This window comes from Maricaulis sp. (genome assembly GCF_048269565.1).
Taxonomy (GTDB): domain Bacteria; phylum Pseudomonadota; class Alphaproteobacteria; order Caulobacterales; family Maricaulaceae; genus Maricaulis.
On sequence record NZ_JBLXIK010000001.1, the window covers coordinates 55,326 to 73,839 of the forward strand.

Below are 18,514 nucleotides of genomic sequence, written 5' to 3' on the forward strand. Positions count from 1 at the left end.
TCGGCTTCCGCTTGCAGGATGGCGCCTTATCGCACCGTCGCGGCAGTCCAGCAATGGCCGGGCGGCGATCAGGCGCGTCCCGGCCGGTAACCCGCCCGGATCGTGTCGACGGCGACGCGCGGCGTCAGGACAGTGACCGGGCCGGCTGGCCGGGCTGCGATCGGGTGATAGGCCTCAAAGCTCCAGGCCAGGCATTGTCCGTCGCGCCGGACAAGGGCCCGGGTCTGGCCGGGCAGGGTGAAGAAGACCTCGTCGGGCAGCGCCTCGAAATCATCCTCATGCGTGCGTTGCCGGCGGCTGCGCGAATGGACCCGGTCGGCATGCAGGAGACGGTTCATGGCGCCGGGCGAGGGGCGCGGCCCCAGCTCGGGGCGGGCGCGACCGAAGGCTTGCTGGAAGGCGATGTAGTCGGCGTGGCGGCACATGCCGCAGGGGCGGTGTCCGGCGGCGAGCGCGACGGCCTCGTCGGTGAAGAAGAGCTCGGTATAGACGCCGGGGCGCATGACCTGGCGCTGCCAGTCCTTGAAGGAGAGGGCGCAGGCGACCCAGGCCTGGTGGGCCCAGCGCCTGTCGCCGAGCCGGCGCTTGTCGTCATGCAGACAGCCGCGATTGCCCATCAGACCGCCTCGCGCCGGATGGGCAAGGATTTCCCCGAACGGGGTGACCCGGTTTTGCAGTGGCATGGCTGGCTGGCTCCGGTCGCGATGGCGTGAGCCTAGCGCCGGATCGCGGGCGATACCAAACCGCACTTGCGCCAATCGAGCGAACAGTGTTCACTTTTGCTCCGGCCCAGTCCGCAACGCCGCAGGAGCGCAGTCATGTCCGACGAGCATTTTGATGTCCTGATTGTCGGGGCCGGAATTTCCGGCATCGCGGCGGCCTATCATCTGCAGACCCGCTCGCCTGATCGCAGCTATGCGATTCTCGAGGCGCGCGATGCGATCGGCGGCACCTGGGACCTGTTCCGCTATCCGGGTATCCGCTCCGACAGCGACATGTACACCTTCGGCTTTGCCTTCCGGCCCTGGACCGATGGCAAGGTGTTCGCCGATGGCCCGGCGATCCGCGAATACGTTTCCGATACGGCACAGCGCAATGGCATCGAGGCGAAGATCCGTTTCGGCACCCGTGTCGCCCATGCCAGCTGGGACAGCGAAACGGCGCGCTGGACGGTGCGTACCGAGCGCGGCGAGGACGGGCAGGCGAGGAGTTTCACCTGCAGCTTCCTGATGATGTGCTCGGGTTATTATCGCTACGACCATGGCTATATGCCCGATTTCCCGGGCATGGAGGATTTCTCCGGCGCCATTATCCATCCCCAGCTCTGGCCGGAGGATGTCGATTATGCCGGCAAGAAAGTGGTGATCATCGGCTCCGGCGCGACGGCGGTGACGCTGGTGCCGGCCATGGCGGACAAGGCGGCGCATGTGACCATGCTGCAGCGCTCGCCGACCTATATCGCCGCGCGGCCCTCACGCGATGGCTTCGCCGATTTCATGCGCAGGATCCTGCCCGAGAAGATTGCCTATTCGGTGACGCGGGCGAAAAATGTCCTGCTCAATATCTATATCTACCAGTTCTCTCAGTCCTATCCCGGCCTGGTCAAGGGCCAGGTCCTCAAGGCGATCCGTGAGCGCCTGGGGCCGGATTTCGATGTCCGCAAGCATTTCTCGCCGAGCTATAATCCCTGGGACCAGCGTTTTTGTCTGGCGCCCGATGGCGATTTCTTCGATGTGCTCGCCGATGGCTCCGCCTCGATCGTCACCGACCAGATCGAGTGTTTCACGAAGAGCGGTATCAGGCTGAAGTCCGGCGAGGAGATCGAGGCCGATCTGATCATCCCGGCAACTGGTCTGGACATGCAGTTGTTTGGCGGCATGACGCTCAGCGTCGATGGTGCCGTGGTCGGTGCTGCCGACTGCATCACCTATCGCGGCATGATGCTCAGCGGCGTGCCCAATCTGGCGATCGCCTTCGGCTATACCAATGCCTCCTGGACGCTGAAGATCGACCTCACTTGCGAGCGCGTCTGCCGCCTGCTCAATCATATGGCGGCGAAGGGCTATGATTATTGCGTGCCGACACCGCCGGCCGATCTGGAGACGGTGCCGATGCTTGATTTCTCGTCGGGCTATGTCCAGCGCGCCATGGCGCACCTGCCGCAGCAGGGCGTCAAATCGCCGTGGCGGACCTATCAGAACTATGTCCAGGACATGTTCACCATTCGCTTCGGCAAGCTGGAGGATGGCGCCATGCGGTTTGGCCACGCCGGCGACAGGGCGCAGGCGGCGCCGGCCCTGGAAGCGGCGGAATAGGTCGATCGGGCATTATTATTGCGACGAGCGCCGCAGCCGGGTCGATTTTGGCGCGGATACAGGTCTTTCATGCGCCCGGCTGGACATTTCGTCCAATCGGCGCCAGTCTGCTGCGATCAAGCCATCGAGACCGAACATGACGCGTGCCATTGCCCTTACCCTTGCCGACCATAGCCGGATCCGTCTGCTTGGCGTGGCTGCGCTTATTTTGATTATCATCGGCCAGAAGCTGACCGGAGCGCCGCTCGCCCCTGCCTGACATCACCGCGATGCCGCCGCAGGCCGAACCTCGCTCCGACCGGGCGAGGTTTTTTTGTGCCTCCCCGTCTTTCCCGCCCAGACCCCGCAGCCAGTCCCCAGTGAGCTCCTCATGATGTCAGACCTTGCCGCCGCGTTCGATTTCGTTGCCGATTGCCATACCCGCGGCATGGGCGGCGTGCTGCATACGCCCTGCCAGCGCGCCGAGGCGCTGAGCGAGCTGACCGGCTGCGATATCCGGGTCAAGCTGGAGAATCTGCAGGCGACCGGCTCGTTCAAGGAGCGCGGCGCCTATGCCAAACTGGTCAGCCTGTCGCCCGCCGAGCGGTCGCGCGGTGTGGTGGCGGCCTCAGCCGGCAATCACGCCCAGGGCGTGGCGCGGCATGGACGGCTGCTCGGGATCGAGACGGTGATCTTCATGCCGCTCGGCACGCCGGCGATCAAGGTCAATGCGACGCGGGCTCTGGGCGCGAAAGTCGAACTCGCCGGCGCCGATTTCGACGAGACCAGCCAGCTGGCCCGTGATTTTTGCGCTGCCGAAGGCCGGGTGCTGGTGCATCCTTTCGATGACCCGCTGGTGATGGCCGGGCAGGGCACGGTGGCAGCGGAAATGCTCGCCGATCAGGGCGATATTGATGTCATCGTGGTGCCGATCGGTGGCGGCGGGCTCGCCTCGGGCATCGCCCTGACCGCAAAACGGATCAGGCCGGAGATCGAGATCATCGGCGTGCAGGCCGACCTGTTTCCCTCCTTCCACAATCTGTTTCACAGCGGTGCCCGGCCGGTTGGCGGCATGACGCTGGCCGAGGGTATTGCGGTGCGCGAGCCGGGCACCCTGACCCGGCGCGTGATGACGGAGATGCTCGATGATGTGTTGCTGGTCGACGAGCGCACGATCGAGCGGGCGCTGAACCTGTATCTGACGCGGTTGCGGGTTCTGCCCGAAGGGGCTGGCGCGGCGGGACTGGCGGCGGTGCTGGCGCATCCGGAGCGCTTTGCCGGCAAGGTGGTCGGCCTGGTGCTGACCGGCGGCAATATCGACACCCGCCTGCTGTCATCGCTGCTGCTGCGCGATCTGGCGCGCTCGCGGCGGCTGGCGCGTTTGCGCATCGAGCTGATCGATGTGCCGGGCCAGTTGTCCTCGGTCTCGCAGATCATCTCCGAGGCCGGCGGCAATGTGACCGATGTCGCCTATCACAAGACCTTCTCCGACCTGCCGGCCAAGGTGACCTATATCGATATCTCGCTCGAGGCCCAGGACGCCGCCCATATGGACCGGGTGCACGCGGCCCTGCGGGAGGCGGGATTCCGGGCCGAATTGGCCGGTTACTGAAGGGCGGGGGTGACAGCGGCGGCGGGACGCCTAAGCTGGATACGCCGGGCCGTGTTTCGGGCCAGAAAATCGGCGAGTTTTCAACACTTCATGCCCGGACGCGACAAATTGCCATACAGATTTTGTGGAATCGCGCGATAAACCGGGGACAGACAGGCCAACATCCTCGGGGGCATCGATGCAATCGCCGCAAACACTAACACGCAGCGGGCTGGATTTCAGTACCGCGACAGTGCTTCTCATCACCGTGCTCGGGGCCCTGTGGGCGCTGTTTGCTGCGGCTTTCGCACCGGATGCCGCGATGAAGGGCCAGTCCTGGCTGCTTCTGGCCGGTTTCCTCACCGGCATCCTGCTGCTGGTCGGCAGTATCGCCAATGGCGGTGTCGAGACCGACGAGCGCGAGTATAACGAGAACCTGGTCAAGGCGGGGGTCATCGCCTCGCTGTTCTGGGCGGCGGCCGGGCTGCTGGTCGGCGTCATCATCGCCTTTCAGCTCGCCTTCCCGGTCATCAATATCGAGGACTGGGGCTTTACCAGTTTCGGACGCCTGCGGCCGCTGCACACTTCGGCCGTAATTTTCGCCTTCGGCGGCAATGTGCTGATCGCGACCTCCTTCTATGTCGTGCAGCGCACCTCGCGCACCCGCATTGCCGGCGGCATCTGGCCGTGGTTCGTGTTCTGGGGCTACCAGTTCTTCATCGTGATGGCGGCGTCGGGCTATCTGGTCGGCATCACCCAGTCGCGCGAATACGCCGAGCCGGAATGGTATGCGGATATCTGGCTGACCCTGGTCTGGGTCGCCTATCTGCTGGTCTTCCTCGGCACGCTGTGGAAGCGCAAGGAACCGCACATCTATGTCGCGAACTGGTTCTACCTCGCCTTCATCGTCACCATTGCGATGCTGCACATCATCAACAATCTGGCCGTTCCGGTCAGCTTCCTCGGATCGCGCAGCTATTCCGCCTTCTCCGGCGTGCAGGATGCGCTGACGCAGTGGTGGTACGGCCATAACGCCGTTGGCTTCTTCCTCACCGCCGGCTTCCTGGGGATCATGTATTACTTCATCCCGAAACGGGTGAACCGGCCGGTCTATTCCTACCGCCTGTCGATCATCCACTTCTGGTCGCTGATCTTCATCTACATCTGGGCCGGTCCGCACCACCTGCACTATACGGCGCTGCCGGAATGGGCGCAGACGCTGGGCATGGCCTTCTCGATCATGCTGTGGATGCCGTCCTGGGGCGGGATGATCAACGGCCTGATGACGCTCTCGGGCGCTTGGGACAAGCTGCGTACCGATCCGGTCGTGCGCATGCTGGTGATCTCGGTCGCGTTTTACGGCATGTCGACCTTTGAAGGTCCGGTGATGTCGATCCGCGCCGTCAATGCGCTGTCCCACTATACCGACTGGACCGTTGGCCACGTGCATTCCGGTGCGCTCGGCTGGGTCGGCTTCGTCTCCTTCGGGGCGCTGTATTGCCTCGTGCCATGGCTGTGGAAGAAGGCCGGCATGTATTCCAAGGCGCTGGTCGACTGGCACTTCTGGATCGCGACCTTCGGCATCCTGCTCTACATCACCTCGATGTGGGTTGCCGGCATCATGCAGGGCCTGATGTGGCGCGCCTACAACTCGCTCGGCTTCCTGGAATACTCCTTCGTGGAAACCGTCGAGGCGATGCATATCTCCTACATCATCCGCGCGGTCGGCGGCCTGCTCTATCTCGCAGGTGCCCTGATCATGATTTACAATGTCTATCGCACCATCCGGAGCGATGTGACCGAAGCGGACGAGGCGGTCTCGCCTCAACCCGCGCAGATTCCGGCCTAGGGGGAGACGGCTATGTCAAAGGGCAAAAGCCTGTGGAGCGAACTCCACAAAAAGCTGTTCGAGAAGAACTCGCTCATCCTCACGGTCGGCATTCTCGTCACCGTCTCGATCGGCGGCATCGTCGAGATTGCGCCGCTCTTCTATCTCGACTCGACGATCGAGGAGGTCGACGGCATGCGGCCCTATACGCCGCTGGAACAGCTGGGACGCGACATCTATGTCCGCGAGGGTTGCTATAACTGTCACTCGCAAATGGTCCGTCCGCTGCGCGACGAAGTCGAGCGCTATGGCCATTACTCGCTGGCCGCCGAGAGCATGTATGACCACCCCTTCCAGTGGGGTTCGAAACGGACCGGGCCTGATCTCGCCCGCGTCGGTGCGAAGTATTCCGACGAATGGCATCGCGACCATATGCGTGATCCGCGCTCGGTAGTGCCGGAATCGATCATGCCGGCCTATGCCTTCCTGGAAACCTCGACCCTGAGCTATGAGAATGTCGCCGCCAATCTGCGCGCCCTGCGCACGGTCGGCGTGCCCTATAGCGACGAGATGATCGAGGCCGCGGTGTCCGATGTGACGACGCAGCTCGATCCTTTCGCCTCGGACTATGACGGCTTCCTGGCGCGCTATCCCGGCGCCACCCTGCGCGATTTCGATGGCAATCCGGACCGGGTTTCCGAGCTCGACGCGCTGGTGGCCTATCTGCAAGTGCTCGGCACCATGGTGGACTTCTCCACCTATGAAGCCGAAGCCGATGAAAATCTGAGATAGGGGGCGGCGATGTATTCCATTCTCTCGAGCTTTGCCCAGACCTGGGGCATGTTGCTCTTCATCCTGCTGTTCACCGGCGCGCTGGCGTATGCCCTGTGGCCGCGCAACCAGAAACGCTTCGACGAGGCGGCACGTCTGCCGCTGAACGACGACGATGCACCGATCACCGAAGACGCGAATGAGGACCGGGCCCATGTCTGATCACGAGGAAATCCGCGAAACCGACGCGCATTCGGGAACCGAAACCACCGGCCATGAGTGGGACGGGATCAAGGAACTCGACACACCGCTGCCACGCTGGTGGCTGTACACCTTCTATGCCTGTATCGCGATCGGCGTTGTCTATATGGTGATGATGCCTGCCATTCCGGCCCTGCCGGGCCTGGCCGGGGAGACCGATCACACCCGCGGCGTCAGTAATAATTCCGAGCGCGCCAATGTCGCCGTTGCGATGGCCGATCTGGAGGCATCGCGCGCTCCGGGTTTCGAGCGTCTGCGCGGGGCCTCCATCGACGAGATCGAGGACGATCCGGACCTGCTCGGTTTCGTGCGTGCTGCCGGCGATGCCGCCTTTGGCAATAACTGCTCGACCTGTCATGGTTCCGGCGCCCAGGGCTTTGTCGGCTATCCCAATCTCAATGACGATGTCTGGCTGTGGGGCGGCAGCTATGAGGATATCCGCACCACGATCCGCTTCGGCATCCGCGGCGAGCATGCCGATACCCGCTTCTCGCAAATGCCGTCTTTCGGCCGTGACGCGCTGCTGACCCGGTCCCAGATCGGTGATGTCACCGATTATGTCCTCTCCCTGTCGGGACAGGATGGTCCGGCCGATGCCATCGCCCGCGGCGCCGAGATCTTCACCAGCCAGTGTGTCAGCTGCCATATGGCCGATGGCCGTGGTGACCGCACCCAGGGGGCTCCCGACCTGACCGATCAGAACTGGCTCTATGGCGGATCGCGCGACCAGATCCTGGCGACCATCTATCGGGGTCCCTACGGCGTCATGCCCGCCTGGGAAGACCGGCTCGGCGACACCACGATCGATGCCTTGGCCGCCTATGTCTATCTGCTCGGTGGCGGCGAAGCTGCGGCAAGCCGCCCCACGGGTCAGTAAGTCGCATCGCCTCAACCTCTTGAACCGGGTTAAACGCCGCCATGTCTGATACGCAAAAACGCAGCATGGCGGCGCCCGGGATCTCCCGATCGAAAGCCAAGGCGGTCAATGCCGCCGAGGAGCGCGAGCTCTACAAGAAGCGCGAAGCGATCTATCCCAAGCTGGCGCATGGCAAGTTCCGCTTCGTCAAATGGGTGGTGATGGCCGTCACCCTGGCGGTCTATTATCTCGTGCCTTTCCTGCGCTGGGATCGCGGCGCCGATGCACCCGACCAGGCGGTGCTGGCCGATTTCGCCGGCCGGCGATTCTATTTCTTCTTCATCGAGATCTGGCCGCAGGAAGTCTATTACATCACCGGCCTGCTGATCCTCGCGGCGCTGGCGCTCTTCCTGGTCACCGCATTGTTTGGCCGGGTCTGGTGCGGCTATGCCTGTCCGCAGACGGTGTGGACCGATCTGTTCATCATGGTCGAGCGCGCCTTCGAGGGCGACCGCAATGCCCGCATCAAGCTGGACCGTGCGCCCTGGAGCTTCAACAAGGCCTGGCGCAAGACCGGCAAGCACGCGGTCTGGCTGCTGATCGCCGCTGCGACCGGCGGGGCCTGGATCCTGTATTTCCATGATGCCTACGACACGCTGGCCAATTTCTTCACCGGCCAGGCCGATATCTCCGCCTATCTCTTCTTCGCGGTCCTGACCTTCACGACCTATGTGCTGGCCGGCACGATGCGCGAACAGGTCTGCACCTATATGTGTCCATGGCCGCGCATCCAGGCGGCGATGACCGACCGTGAGGCGCTCAACGTCACCTATCGCGTCGACCGCGGTGAACCGCGCGGGCCGCACAAGAAGAATGATAGCTGGGAGGGCCGCGGCGATTGCATCGATTGCATGCAGTGCGTCGCCGTCTGTCCGATGGGGATTGATATCCGCGACGGCGCCCAGCTGGAATGCATCCAGTGCGCCCTGTGCATCGATGCCTGCGATGATGTGATGGCCAAGGTCGATCGCCCGCTCGGGCTGATCGCCTACGAGACCGACGACAATATCGACCGCTTCCAGGCCGGCGAGAAACCGCGCTATCGCTTCGTGCGCATGCGCACCCTGGTCTATGCCGTCGCCCTGGTGGCCGTGGCGGCGGTGATGCTGACCGGTCTGCTGACGCGCTCCGAGCTGGAGCTCAATGCCGCGCGCGACCGCAACCCCAATTATGTCCGCCTGTCCGATGGCTCGATCCGCAATGGCTACACCATCAAGGTGGTCAACAAGGGCAATGAGCCGCGCGAGCTGGATCTTGTTGTCGAGGGTGATCCGGCGATCAATGTCCGGGTTCTGGGCGCGCCCGAGGAGGCGCCGATGCGCATGAGTATCGAAGCCGACCGCACGCGTGATTTCATCGTCTATCTCACCCTGCCGCATGACGCGGTCGATGTGCCGCGCGAGGATATCATGTTCCGCGTCCTCGATTCGCAAACCGGCGAGAGCGCCGAGACGCGCTCGGTCCTGGTGACGGGGCTGAGCGAATGACCGGCTTCCTCAAACCGCTGCGCGGCTGGCATGTGCTGGTGATGGTGCTGGTGTTTTTCGGCGTCACCATCGGCGTCAATGCCACCTTCATCACCCTGGCCCTGAAGACCTTCCCCGGTGAGGATGTGCCGCATTCCTATGTCCAGGGGCTGGAATTCAACGAGACCATCGCCCGCCGGCAGGCGCAGGATGAGCTGGGCTGGACGGCGCGCTTCAATGCCGTTGACGGCGCCCTGCTGCTTGAAGTGCTCGATGCCGGAGCCGCACCGGTCTCCGGCCTGGCCCTGACCGGCGAGATGGTTCATCCCGACACGACGCAGGCCTGCCCGCTCGTCTTCGCCGAAGACCGGCCCGGCGTCTATCGTGTCGCGCTTGCCTGCGAGACGGCCGGACGCTGGCGCGTGCGGGCGCTCAATGAGGGCGACGCGCCGTTTGAGGTGGAATACGAGCTATGGCTGCCCTAGACGCTGCCACGCCGGACACCGGAGCGGGCCAGGCGGACCCGCAGGCCTTCGTGCGCAGGATTGACGGCCGGTCACATCTCGATCTCCTGGTGCGCGGCGCGACCTGCGCCGGCTGCATCGCCCGCATCGAGTCGGGCATGCTCGCCGACGAGCGTGTCGAACAGGCGCGGCTGAATCTCTCCACCGGGCGGCTGGCCCTGGTCTGGCGCGGCGAGCCGTCGGCGGCGCGCGGTTTCGTCACCACGCTCGGCGAGATCGGCTATCCGGCAACCCCCTACGAACCTGAGAACGAACACGATCCGCAGAAGGAAGACGAGCGCCGCCTGTTGCGCGCCCTGGCGGTGGCCGGGTTCGCGATGGCGAATGTGATGCTGCTGTCGATCTCGGTCTGGTCCGGAGGGCTGGAAATGAGCGCGGCGATGCAGTCGCTGATGCACCGCATCTCGGCCCTGATCGTGTTGCCGGCCGTGGCCTATGCCGGCCAGCCCTTCTTCCGTTCGGCCTGGTCGGTGCTCAGGCATCGCCACGTCAATATGGATGTGCCGATCTCGCTCGCGGTCCTGCTCGCCTGCGGGCTCTCGATCTACGAGACCTTCATCGGTCATGGCGAGACCTATTACGACGCCGCGGTGATGCTGCTCTTCTTCCTGCTTATCGGCCGTTTTCTCGACATGCGGCTGCGCGCCCGCGCCAGCCAGGCGGCGCGCGGTCTCGCCGCGATGCAGGCGGCGACTGCCAACCGGCTGCGGTCCGACGGCGCCATCGAAGCCGTGCCGGCGCGTGAGGTCCGCGCCGGCGATCATCTGGTGCTGGCGGCCGGCGACCGCGTGCCGGTCGATGCGGTGATTATCGAGGGCGAGGGGGCGCTGGACGGCTCGCTCGTCAGCGGCGAAACGGCCCCGGTCGAGGCGCGGCCCGGCGTCCAGGTCTTCTCCGGCATGCTCAATCTGGACGGTAAGCTGGTGGTGCGCGCCAGTGCCGACCGCGACAATTCCCTGCTCGCCGAGATCACCCGCATGGTCGAGGCCGGCGAGCAGAGCCGCTCGCGCTTCGTGCGCCTCGCCGACCAGGCGGCACGGCTGTATGTGCCGCTGGTCCATTCGCTGGCGCTGGCGACCCTGGTCGGCTGGTTCGTGCTCGCCGGTGAGCCGCATACCGCCGTCATCAACGCGATCGCCGTGCTGATCATCACCTGTCCCTGCGCGCTGGGGCTGGCCGTGCCGGCCGTCCAGGTCGTCGCCTCGGGACGCCTGTTCAAGGCCGGCGTGCTGGTCAAGTCCGGCGATGCGCTGGAACGCATGGCCAAGATCGACACCGTTATCGTCGACAAGACCGGCACCCTGACCGAAGGCCGGCCGCGCCTGGTCGAGCCGGAGACGCTGCCCGAGGGCATGCTGGAACTTGCCGCCCGCCTGGCGCGCACCAGCCGTCACCCGCTGTCGCGCGCCATCGCCGATGCGGCCGGTATGGGACCGGCGGCGAAGGATGTGCGCGAGACGCCCGGCGGCGGTCTCGAATGTGTCGAGGACGGGCGCCGCCTGCGCTTTGGTGCGGCCCGCTGGCTCGGCATCGATGCCATCAGCGATCCGCATTCGGAAGCCTGGCTCGTGGTTGATGAGGGCGATCCGGTGCGGTTTCGCTTTGCCGACCGCTTGCGCAGCGATGCCGCCGAGACGATCGAGGGGCTGCGCCAGCGCGGTTGCCATATCGAGTTGCTCTCCGGTGACCGCCCGGGGCCGGTTGGCGCAATTGCCGCCGAGCTGGGGATCGGGCACTGGTCAGCCGAGCTGAAGCCGCAGGAGAAGATCGCCCGTATCGAGGCGCTGAAGGCCGAGGGCCGCACCGTGCTGATGATCGGGGACGGCATCAATGACGCGCCGGCCCTGGCCGCGGCCAATGCCTCGGTATCGCTGGCGTCGGCAGCCGAGATATCCCAGGCGGCGGCCGATTTCGTGCTGCAGGGCAATCGGCTGGCGAACAGTCTGGTCGCGCTGGATATTTCGCGCTCGGCCCGGCGCCGCGTTCTGGAGAATTTCGCCCTGGCGGCCGGCTATAACATGATCGCCATACCGCTGGCGGTGCTGGGCATGGTGACGCCCCTGATCGCGGCCATCGCCATGTCGGGCTCATCCATCCTGGTAACGCTCAACGCGCTGAGGCTCGCAAGACGATGAATGTTCTGATCTGGCTGATACCGGTCGCGCTCGGTCTGGGGTTTCTCGGACTGGTCGGCTTTCTGTGGAGCCTGAAATCGGGCCAGTTCGACGATCTCGACGGAGCGGCCCAGCGCATCCTGATGGATGACGACAAGCCGCTGCCGTCGCGACCCCGGCCTCAGGCCGACGCCGGCGAGTCTGATGCCGATGGCGAGAAATCCTTGTAGGCATGCCAGCTTGCGTGTGCCAGCCACGGGAAGACCAGCGCCAGTCCGATCAGGAAGAAGGCGGTCCCGGCCAGGGTCATGAAACCGATCAGCCAGGCCCAGGTGAACATCACGAAGGGCTGGCGCCGCACCGCCGTGACGCTGGCAACCAATGCCGTGACCGCATCAACGTCCTGGTCGACCAGCATCGGAAAGGCGATCGCCGAGATCGAGAAGGCGAGGCCTGCCAGCAGGGCGCCGATAAGGGTGCCGAGCACGAGCAGGGTGATGCCCGCCGGTTCCGACAGCGAGAATTCCAGGAAGGGGCCGGGCGAAAGCGGTGTCCCAGGGGCGATGATCACCAGCAGGAATTGCGCGATCTCGACCCAGGCCATCAGCAGCAGAAGCAGCAACAGGGAGAGAAAGGCGATCTGGGTGATGCGGTCGGGGAAGCGCGAGATGATGACGCGAAAGCGTGGCACCTCGCCGCGTTCCAGGGCCCGGCTGACCTGGTAGATGCCGATCGCCAGTGCCGGGGCGATCAGGGCAAAACCGCTCAGGGCTACCGGCGCGATGGCGCCGAGACCGAGCAGCCACAGCCCGCCGGTGATCAAGACGCCGACGCCGACAAAGATCAGGCCATAGCTCAGACTGACGCGCCGGGCGCGCATCATGTCGGCCCAGCCGTCCTTGAGCCATTTCCAGGGCGCGTCGCGCCGGACTTTCTGCAGTGTGACCATGGTGTTCAACCCTCCCGGATGCCTTGTAGCATGCTTCCCCCGGTTCGCGGGATTATGCCACATTTTTATTGAGCCTATTGCGGTCATCACCACAGGAATCACAGCCATGCCCGCGCCGAGGTCACGATGGACGCGTTGACCCAGCTCAGCCTGGCCGGCGGAGTGCTGGCCGGTTTTGCCTCCAGCCTGCATTGTGTCGGCATGTGTGGCGGCATCGCCTCCGGCCTGATGCTGAGCCTGGCGCCCGACGGCGATCACGCCACGCGGGCCCGTGTCATCCTGCTCGCCCAGATCGGACGGGTCGGCGCCTATGTCGTGGCCGGCGCGATTGTCGGCCTGATCGGTTCCAGCGTCTATTTCTCCTTCGACCGCGGCGTCGCGCATGCGCTGCTGCGCTGGGCCGGGGCGGTGACGCTGGTCTATATCGGACTGTCGGTGGCCGGCTGGGCGCCAAGCCTGGCCGGGCTCGACCGGGTCGGCAATCGTGTCGTGACCTGGTTGCGCGCACCGCTCGGCGGCGCTTTTTCGGCGGCCAGCCCGGTGCTGGCCGGGTTTGTGTGGGGCTTTCTGCCCTGCGGCATGGTCTATGCGGCGCTGTTCTACGCCATGATGTCCGGCAGTGCTGCCGGCGGTGCCGCAATCATGGCCGGTTTCGGCCTCGGCACCGTGCCGGCCATCATCGGCGCCGCCTTCGGGGCCCAGATGCTGATGCGGCTGTCGCAGCGCCCCGGCCTGCGCCGCACCGTAGGCCTCGCCATCGTCGCCCTCGGGCTCGCCTCGGCGGCCATTCCCTGGCGCACACTGGCCGCGATGTGCGGGATCGAACTGGGCTAGCGCGCTGTGATGTGAACGGAAATCTGCCGGGGAGTCCGGAATTTTGCGTGCGCGAGGCGCGTTGTCGGCCTATGCTGGGCGCAGTGGGAAAAGGGGAGATTGGCATGTTGAATTGGCGCGGAGGGGCTGTGGCCCTGGTACTGGCTGCAGGCTTGGCCGGCTGTTCGCAGCCCGACACAAGCGTGCAAGGACCGTCACTCGACACCCGCCCGGCCGATGCGGCCCGCGCCGTCGCCGACGCGCCCGCTGAGTTTGCTTTCCTGCGCTATCAGATCGATGTCACCGGCGATGCGCCGCGGCTCTGCCTCGGCTTCACCCAGCCGCTCGATCCGCAGGCCGATTACGAACCCTATGTCGCGCTCGAGCCGGAACGTCCGGTCGCGATGGCCGTTAGTGGCGAGTCTCTGTGCCTGGGTGGGCTGGCCTTCGGCGAGGGGCAGAGCGTGACCCTGCGCTCCGGCTTCCCGGCGGCCGATGGCCGGGCGCTGCGAGCCGATGAAGAGATCGAGATCGATTTCGGTGACCGTCCCGCCTATGTCGGCATCGCCGGCTCGGGCGTGATCCTGCCGCGGCTGGAAGCCGACGGGCTCGCGATCGAGACCGTCAATGTCGACACCGTCGAGGTTACGCTGTGGCGCGTCACCGACCGGGCGCTGGCCTTCCGCTCGATCACCTCCGGCTTCACCGCCGGTTTTGACGAGTATGACTGGCAGGACCAGGACGAGAGCCCGTTCCCGGTGGCCGAACGGCTCTGGCGCGGCGAGATGGACACGCGCGGCACCGCCAATGCGCCGGTGACCACCGTCTTCCCGCTGGCCGAAACCATCGGACAACTGCGTCCGGGTGCCTATTATGTCCAGGTCGTCGATGCGGCCGAATCCGAGGATGATTTCCATGTTCCGGCGCGCTCGAGCCGCTGGCTGGTGATCACCGATCTGGCGCTGACCGCCTATCGCGGCCGCGACGGGATCGATTATGTCGTGCGCTCGCTGCAGACGGCACAGCCCGTGCCCGGCGTCCGCGTCGAACTGGTGGCGCGCAGCAATGAGATCCTCGGCACCGCGACGACCGACGCCAATGGCCGCGCCCGCTTCGCCGGTCCGCTGATGCGCGGCGAGGAGGGCAATACGCCCCGCCTGCTGACGGCCTATGGCCCCGACAATGATTTCGCCGTGCTCGACCTGCAGCGCAATCCGGTTGATCTCAGCGGCCAGGACATCGCCGGCCGTGACCGCAGCGAGGGCGCCGATGGCTTCGTCTATCTTGATCGCGGCATCTACCGGCCCGGCGAAGAAGTCCATATCGCGGCGATGATGCGCGATGGCCAGGCCGTCTCGATCTCCAACCGGTCCGGCGATCTGGTGTTGTACGGACCGAATGGCATCGAGGCGGCGCGCGAACGCTTCGAGGGCGCACCGATCGGTGGCACCGTGTTCTGGGATTATGATCTGGCGCGCGAATCCGCACGCGGCGAATGGCGCGTCGACGCCATGCTCGACGGCTATGGCCTGATCGCGCAATCACGCTTTTCGGTTGAGGATTTCGTGCCCCAGCGTATCGCGCTGGACCTGACCGCCGACACCGAAACGCCAATGCGCGCCGGCGAGGCCCGCGATGTCGAGGCCGATGTCCGCTTCCTCTACGGCGCCCCCGGTGCCGGCCTGCCGGTCGAGGGCACGATCCGGATCGAGACCGACCCCAATCCCTTCCCCGACCATGCCCGCTTTGCCTTCGGCCGCCATGACGAGAGCTTCCGCGAGACCGGCCGCGACCTGCGTGACGCCATCGCCGATGGCGCCGGCCATGCGGTGCTGCGCGTCGATCCGGAAGGTGAGGGCGAGGGCACCAGTGCGCCGCTGCGGATCCGTACCGTGATCTCGGCGATTGAGCCGGGCGGCCGTCCGGTCGCCGATGATGTGCGCATTCCCTATCGTCCGCGCGATCTCTATCTCGGGATCGACCCGCAGTTTGAAGGCCGGCTCGGCAATGACAGCGCCGCCAGTTTCGACGTGGTCGGCCTGACGCCACTGGGCGAATTGCGCACGGCGCGGCTCGACTGGCAGGTGATCCGGGTTGACTGGAATTACGACTGGTACCGCACCGAAGGCGGGGCCTGGCGCTGGCGCCGGACGCAGAATTCCGTCGTGGTCGAGGATGGCGTCACCGTGCTGTCCGACGACGCCGTGTCGCAGATCGATATCGCGCAATTGTCCTGGGGCGATTATCAGCTCGTCGTCACCGACAGCGAGACCGGTGTGTCCGCCAGTACGCGTTTCTGGGTCGGTTGGGGCCGCTCCTCCACGACCGGTGATGATGCGCCCGACCGGGTTCGCCTGGCCGGACCTGACCAGCCTGTTGCCACCGGTGAAGTGGCCACGATCAGCATCCTGCCGCCCTATGCCGGCGAGGCCGAAATCGTGATCGCCAGCGACCATGTCCTGGCGACGCAATCGGTCTTCGTCCCGGAATCCGGGGCCGAGGTCAGCTTCCCGGTGACCGCCGAATGGGGCGCCGGGGCCTATGCCATGGTCTCGGTGTTCACGCCGCGCGATCCGGTGGCACAGCCACGCCCGCGCCGCGCCGTCGGCGTCACCTATCTGCCGGTCGATACCGGCGACCGTCTGCTCACCCTCAGCCTTGATGCGCCGGAACTGGCGCGTCCGCGCCAGCCGCTCGAGATTGCCATCACCGCAACCGGCCCCGTGCGCTCCGGTGCCTGGGTGACTGTCGCGGCTGTCGATGAGGGCATTCTCGCCCTGACCCGCTTCCAGTCACCCGATCCGGTCGGCTGGTATTTCGGCCGGTCATCGCTGGCGGTCGAACTACTCGATGATTATGGCCGCCTGCTCGATCCCAACCAGGGCGCCGCCGCCCCGGTGCGCAGCGGTGGGGACCAGATCGGTGGTGCCGGTCTGACCGTGGTGCCGACCCGCACCGTCGCCCTGTTCTCCGGACCGGTGGCGTTTGATCGCGCCGGCAATGCGACCGTGACGCTCGACATCCCCGACTTCAACGGCGAGCTGCGCCTGATGGCCGTCGCCTGGTCGGGGAGCGGGCTGGGCCAGGCGGCGCAGCCGCTGACGGTGCGCGATCAAGTGCCGGCCGAGCTGATCCTGCCGCGCTTCCTGGCACCGGGCGATGCCAGCATGACGACGCTGACCATCGACAATGTCGAGGGCGCAGCCGGTGTCTATGCCGCCGCCATCACGGCCTCCGGGGCCGTCAATGCCGACAGCGAGGACAGTCTTGAGCTGGCCAGCGGCGACCGGATCGACCGGCGGTATCCCGTCAGTGGGGCCGATGCCGGCATTGGCGAGGTCGGGCTGACTGTTGATGGCCCGGCCGGCTTCGCCGTCTCCCGCAGTTATCCGATCGAGGTGCGTTCGGCCTGGCTGCCGTCGTCGCAAGTGGTACGCGGCCGCGTCGAGCCCGGTGAAAACTGGTCGCTCGATTCGGCGACCCTGGCGGCCTTCCTGCCGGGGTCGAGCGAGGTCTCGGTCAGCTTCTCGGCGACACCGCTCGACGAGAATGCGCTGCTGCGATCGCTGAGCCGCTATCCCTATGGCTGCACCGAACAGATCACCAGCCGGGCGCTGCCTCTGCTCTATGCCGGGGATCTGGCCGCGCTGTCGGGCGCGGACGGGTTCGACGATGCCCGCATCCAGATCCAGGACGCGATCGCGACCCTGCTGAGCCGCGAGGCCACTGATGGCGCGATCGGTCTGTGGCGCGTCGGTGATCGCGGGGCGACGCCGTGGCTGGGTGCCTATGCCGTTGATTTCCTCGCCCGCGCCAAGACCGCCGGCTACACCGTTCCCGATGCCGCGATGGAGCGGGCCTATGCCGCGCTCGAACATGTCGCGGCCCAGGAGCTGTGGCGCGCCTCGGGTTATGAATCGACGGTCTATCGCTGGGTCGGTCAGACCGACACGGCCCAGCGCCTGTCGGATCGCAGCGCGGCCTATGCGCTTTATGTGCTGGCACGCGCCGGCCGGGCGGATCGCTCGCGTCTGCGCTACATGCATGACGAGCGGCTCGAGGCGATTGCCAGCCCGCTGGCCCGGGCCCAGATCGGCGCGGCGCTTTATCTGATCGGGGACCGTGCCCGCGCACACAATGCCTTCATGCAGGCTGAAGCGGCGCTGGGCTATTCCAATCGCGGCGACTGGTATCAGACCCCAAGGCGGGATCTCGCCGGGGTCCTGGCGCTGGCCGCCGAGGCGGGCGAGAGCGATCTGGTCGGCCGGCTGGCCGAGCGTGTCGCGCATGAACTGCCCGAGCCGGGCCGTCTGACGACGCAGGAAAAGGCTTTCCTGCTGCTGGCCGCGCAGGCGCTCTCGGCCGGGACCGAGGCGCTCGAGATTGAAAGCACGGATGACACGGCGACGCCGGGTCAGCGCGATTTCACCCTGACACCGGGCGAGCTGGTCGAGGCGCGCAGCTTCGCCAATCGCGGCGCTAATCCGGTCTGGGTCACCCAGATCGCCCATGGCGAGACGCTGGAGGCGCCCCAAGCGGTCGCTGAACAGGTAACGGTCGCCAAGCATGTCCGCGCGATGGATGGCACGACGGTTGATCTGACCAAGCTGGTCCAGGGCGACCGGCTGATCATCGGTATCGAGATCAGCCCGAGCGAACAGCGCACCATTCCGGCCATCCTGGTCGACCTGCTGCCGGCCGGGCTGGAGATCGAAGCCATCGTGCGGCCGGAAGAGGCGGGGCCGAACGGAGTCTATACCTGGCTTGGCGAGATCAATGATCCGCGCATCGCCGAGGCCCGTGATGACCGTTTCGTTGCGGCGATTGATCTGCGCTCGGGCCGGCCGGCACACCTGGCCTATATCGTCCGCGCCGTGACGCCGGGCGATTACACCATGCCCGGTGTGGTCGTCGAAGACATGTACCGGCCCGATGTGTTCGCGCGCAGCGAGACCGGTCAGGTCACGATCCGGCCCCGCGACTAGAC

Annotated in this window: 15 protein-coding genes; 13 read left to right on the top strand and 2 right to left on the bottom strand. The window is 65.8% G+C overall.

What is annotated here, in order from left to right:
* Window positions 1-68: 68 nt before the first annotated feature.
* On the bottom strand, window positions 69-683 hold the full coding sequence (locus ACN0YL_RS00285) for a hypothetical protein (RefSeq protein ID WP_417496640.1): 615 nt from the start codon (window positions 681-683) through the stop codon (window positions 69-71).
* Between the two features lie 135 nt (window positions 684-818).
* Between ACN0YL_RS00285 and ACN0YL_RS00290 the strand changes: the two genes are divergently transcribed.
* From ACN0YL_RS00290 to ccoS, 11 genes are all read left to right on the top strand, one after another.
* The gene (locus tag ACN0YL_RS00290) at window positions 819-2,315 is read left to right on the top strand and encodes a flavin-containing monooxygenase (RefSeq protein ID WP_417496641.1); all 1,497 of its coding nucleotides are present in this window, start codon (window positions 819-821) and stop codon (window positions 2,313-2,315) included.
* Window positions 2,316-2,451: 136 nt separating this feature from the next.
* Entirely contained in the window at window positions 2,452-2,574 is a 123-nt protein-coding gene (locus tag ACN0YL_RS00295) for a hypothetical protein (RefSeq protein WP_417496642.1), read from the top strand.
* Between the two features lie 111 nt (window positions 2,575-2,685).
* Window positions 2,686-3,906, top strand: coding sequence for a threonine ammonia-lyase (locus ACN0YL_RS00300; RefSeq protein ID WP_417496643.1), 1,221 nt, complete (start codon window positions 2,686-2,688; stop codon window positions 3,904-3,906).
* A gap of 178 nt (window positions 3,907-4,084) precedes the next feature.
* A complete protein-coding gene (gene ccoN, locus ACN0YL_RS00305; protein ID WP_417491900.1) occupies window positions 4,085-5,734 on the top strand; it encodes a cytochrome-c oxidase, cbb3-type subunit I in 1,650 nt (549 codons plus the stop codon).
* Between the two features lie 12 nt (window positions 5,735-5,746).
* Window positions 5,747-6,505 (top strand): cytochrome-c oxidase, cbb3-type subunit II, encoded by a 759-nt coding sequence (ccoO, locus tag ACN0YL_RS00310; RefSeq protein WP_417491901.1) that lies wholly within the window; start codon window positions 5,747-5,749, stop codon window positions 6,503-6,505.
* 9 nt (window positions 6,506-6,514) lie between these two features.
* The gene (locus ACN0YL_RS00315; protein ID WP_417491902.1) at window positions 6,515-6,706 is read left to right on the top strand and encodes a cbb3-type cytochrome c oxidase subunit 3; all 192 of its coding nucleotides are present in this window, start codon (window positions 6,515-6,517) and stop codon (window positions 6,704-6,706) included.
* A complete protein-coding gene (gene ccoP, locus ACN0YL_RS00320; RefSeq protein ID WP_417496644.1) occupies window positions 6,699-7,622 on the top strand; it encodes a cytochrome-c oxidase, cbb3-type subunit III in 924 nt (307 codons plus the stop codon). Before ACN0YL_RS00315 ends, ccoP begins: the two co-directional genes overlap by 8 nt.
* Before the next feature lie 41 nt (window positions 7,623-7,663).
* Window positions 7,664-9,148, top strand: a complete 1,485-nt coding sequence (gene ccoG, locus ACN0YL_RS00325) for a cytochrome c oxidase accessory protein CcoG (protein WP_417496645.1) — start codon at window positions 7,664-7,666, stop codon at window positions 9,146-9,148.
* A complete protein-coding gene (locus ACN0YL_RS00330; RefSeq protein ID WP_417491905.1) occupies window positions 9,145-9,612 on the top strand; it encodes a FixH family protein in 468 nt (155 codons plus the stop codon). The genes ccoG and ACN0YL_RS00330 overlap by 4 nt, the downstream gene beginning before the upstream one ends.
* Window positions 9,600-11,786: a heavy metal translocating P-type ATPase gene (locus ACN0YL_RS00335; RefSeq protein WP_417496646.1), complete on the top strand. Its 2,187-nt coding sequence runs from the start codon at window positions 9,600-9,602 to the stop codon at window positions 11,784-11,786. The genes ACN0YL_RS00330 and ACN0YL_RS00335 overlap by 13 nt, the downstream gene beginning before the upstream one ends.
* Entirely contained in the window at window positions 11,783-11,995 is a 213-nt protein-coding gene (gene ccoS, locus ACN0YL_RS00340; protein WP_417491907.1) for a cbb3-type cytochrome oxidase assembly protein CcoS, read from the top strand. The genes ACN0YL_RS00335 and ccoS overlap by 4 nt, the downstream gene beginning before the upstream one ends.
* Here ccoS and ACN0YL_RS00345 read toward each other — a convergent pair.
* On the bottom strand, window positions 11,947-12,714 hold the full coding sequence (locus ACN0YL_RS00345; protein WP_417491908.1) for a DUF2189 domain-containing protein: 768 nt from the start codon (window positions 12,712-12,714) through the stop codon (window positions 11,947-11,949). The genes ccoS and ACN0YL_RS00345 overlap by 49 nt on opposite strands.
* 126 nt (window positions 12,715-12,840) lie before the next feature.
* Here ACN0YL_RS00345 and ACN0YL_RS00350 point away from each other — a divergent pair, with 126 nt between their 5' ends.
* On the top strand, window positions 12,841-13,548 hold the full coding sequence (locus ACN0YL_RS00350) for a sulfite exporter TauE/SafE family protein (RefSeq protein WP_417496647.1): 708 nt from the start codon (window positions 12,841-12,843) through the stop codon (window positions 13,546-13,548).
* 104 nt (window positions 13,549-13,652) lie between these two features.
* Entirely contained in the window at window positions 13,653-18,512 is a 4,860-nt protein-coding gene (locus ACN0YL_RS00355) for an alpha-2-macroglobulin family protein (RefSeq protein WP_417496648.1), read from the top strand.
* Window positions 18,513-18,514 lie beyond the last annotated feature (2 nt).

Coding starts and splice junctions, on each gene's coding strand:
- ACN0YL_RS00285 (WP_417496640.1), bottom strand. CDS start 683: ATGCCACTGCAAAACCGGGTCACCCCGTTCGGGGAAATCCTTGCCCAT.
- ACN0YL_RS00290 (WP_417496641.1), top strand. CDS start 819: ATGTCCGACGAGCATTTTGATGTCCTGATTGTCGGGGCCGGAATTTCC.
- ACN0YL_RS00295 (WP_417496642.1), top strand. CDS start 2,452: ATGACGCGTGCCATTGCCCTTACCCTTGCCGACCATAGCCGGATCCGT.
- ACN0YL_RS00300 (WP_417496643.1), top strand. CDS start 2,686: ATGATGTCAGACCTTGCCGCCGCGTTCGATTTCGTTGCCGATTGCCAT.
- ccoN (WP_417491900.1), top strand. CDS start 4,085: ATGCAATCGCCGCAAACACTAACACGCAGCGGGCTGGATTTCAGTACC.
- ccoO (WP_417491901.1), top strand. CDS start 5,747: ATGTCAAAGGGCAAAAGCCTGTGGAGCGAACTCCACAAAAAGCTGTTC.
- ACN0YL_RS00315 (WP_417491902.1), top strand. CDS start 6,515: ATGTATTCCATTCTCTCGAGCTTTGCCCAGACCTGGGGCATGTTGCTC.
- ccoP (WP_417496644.1), top strand. CDS start 6,699: ATGTCTGATCACGAGGAAATCCGCGAAACCGACGCGCATTCGGGAACC.
- ccoG (WP_417496645.1), top strand. CDS start 7,664: ATGTCTGATACGCAAAAACGCAGCATGGCGGCGCCCGGGATCTCCCGA.
- ACN0YL_RS00330 (WP_417491905.1), top strand. CDS start 9,145: ATGACCGGCTTCCTCAAACCGCTGCGCGGCTGGCATGTGCTGGTGATG.
- ACN0YL_RS00335 (WP_417496646.1), top strand. CDS start 9,600: ATGGCTGCCCTAGACGCTGCCACGCCGGACACCGGAGCGGGCCAGGCG.
- ccoS (WP_417491907.1), top strand. CDS start 11,783: ATGAATGTTCTGATCTGGCTGATACCGGTCGCGCTCGGTCTGGGGTTT.
- ACN0YL_RS00345 (WP_417491908.1), bottom strand. CDS start 12,714: ATGGTCACACTGCAGAAAGTCCGGCGCGACGCGCCCTGGAAATGGCTC.
- ACN0YL_RS00350 (WP_417496647.1), top strand. CDS start 12,841: ATGGACGCGTTGACCCAGCTCAGCCTGGCCGGCGGAGTGCTGGCCGGT.
- ACN0YL_RS00355 (WP_417496648.1), top strand. CDS start 13,653: ATGTTGAATTGGCGCGGAGGGGCTGTGGCCCTGGTACTGGCTGCAGGC.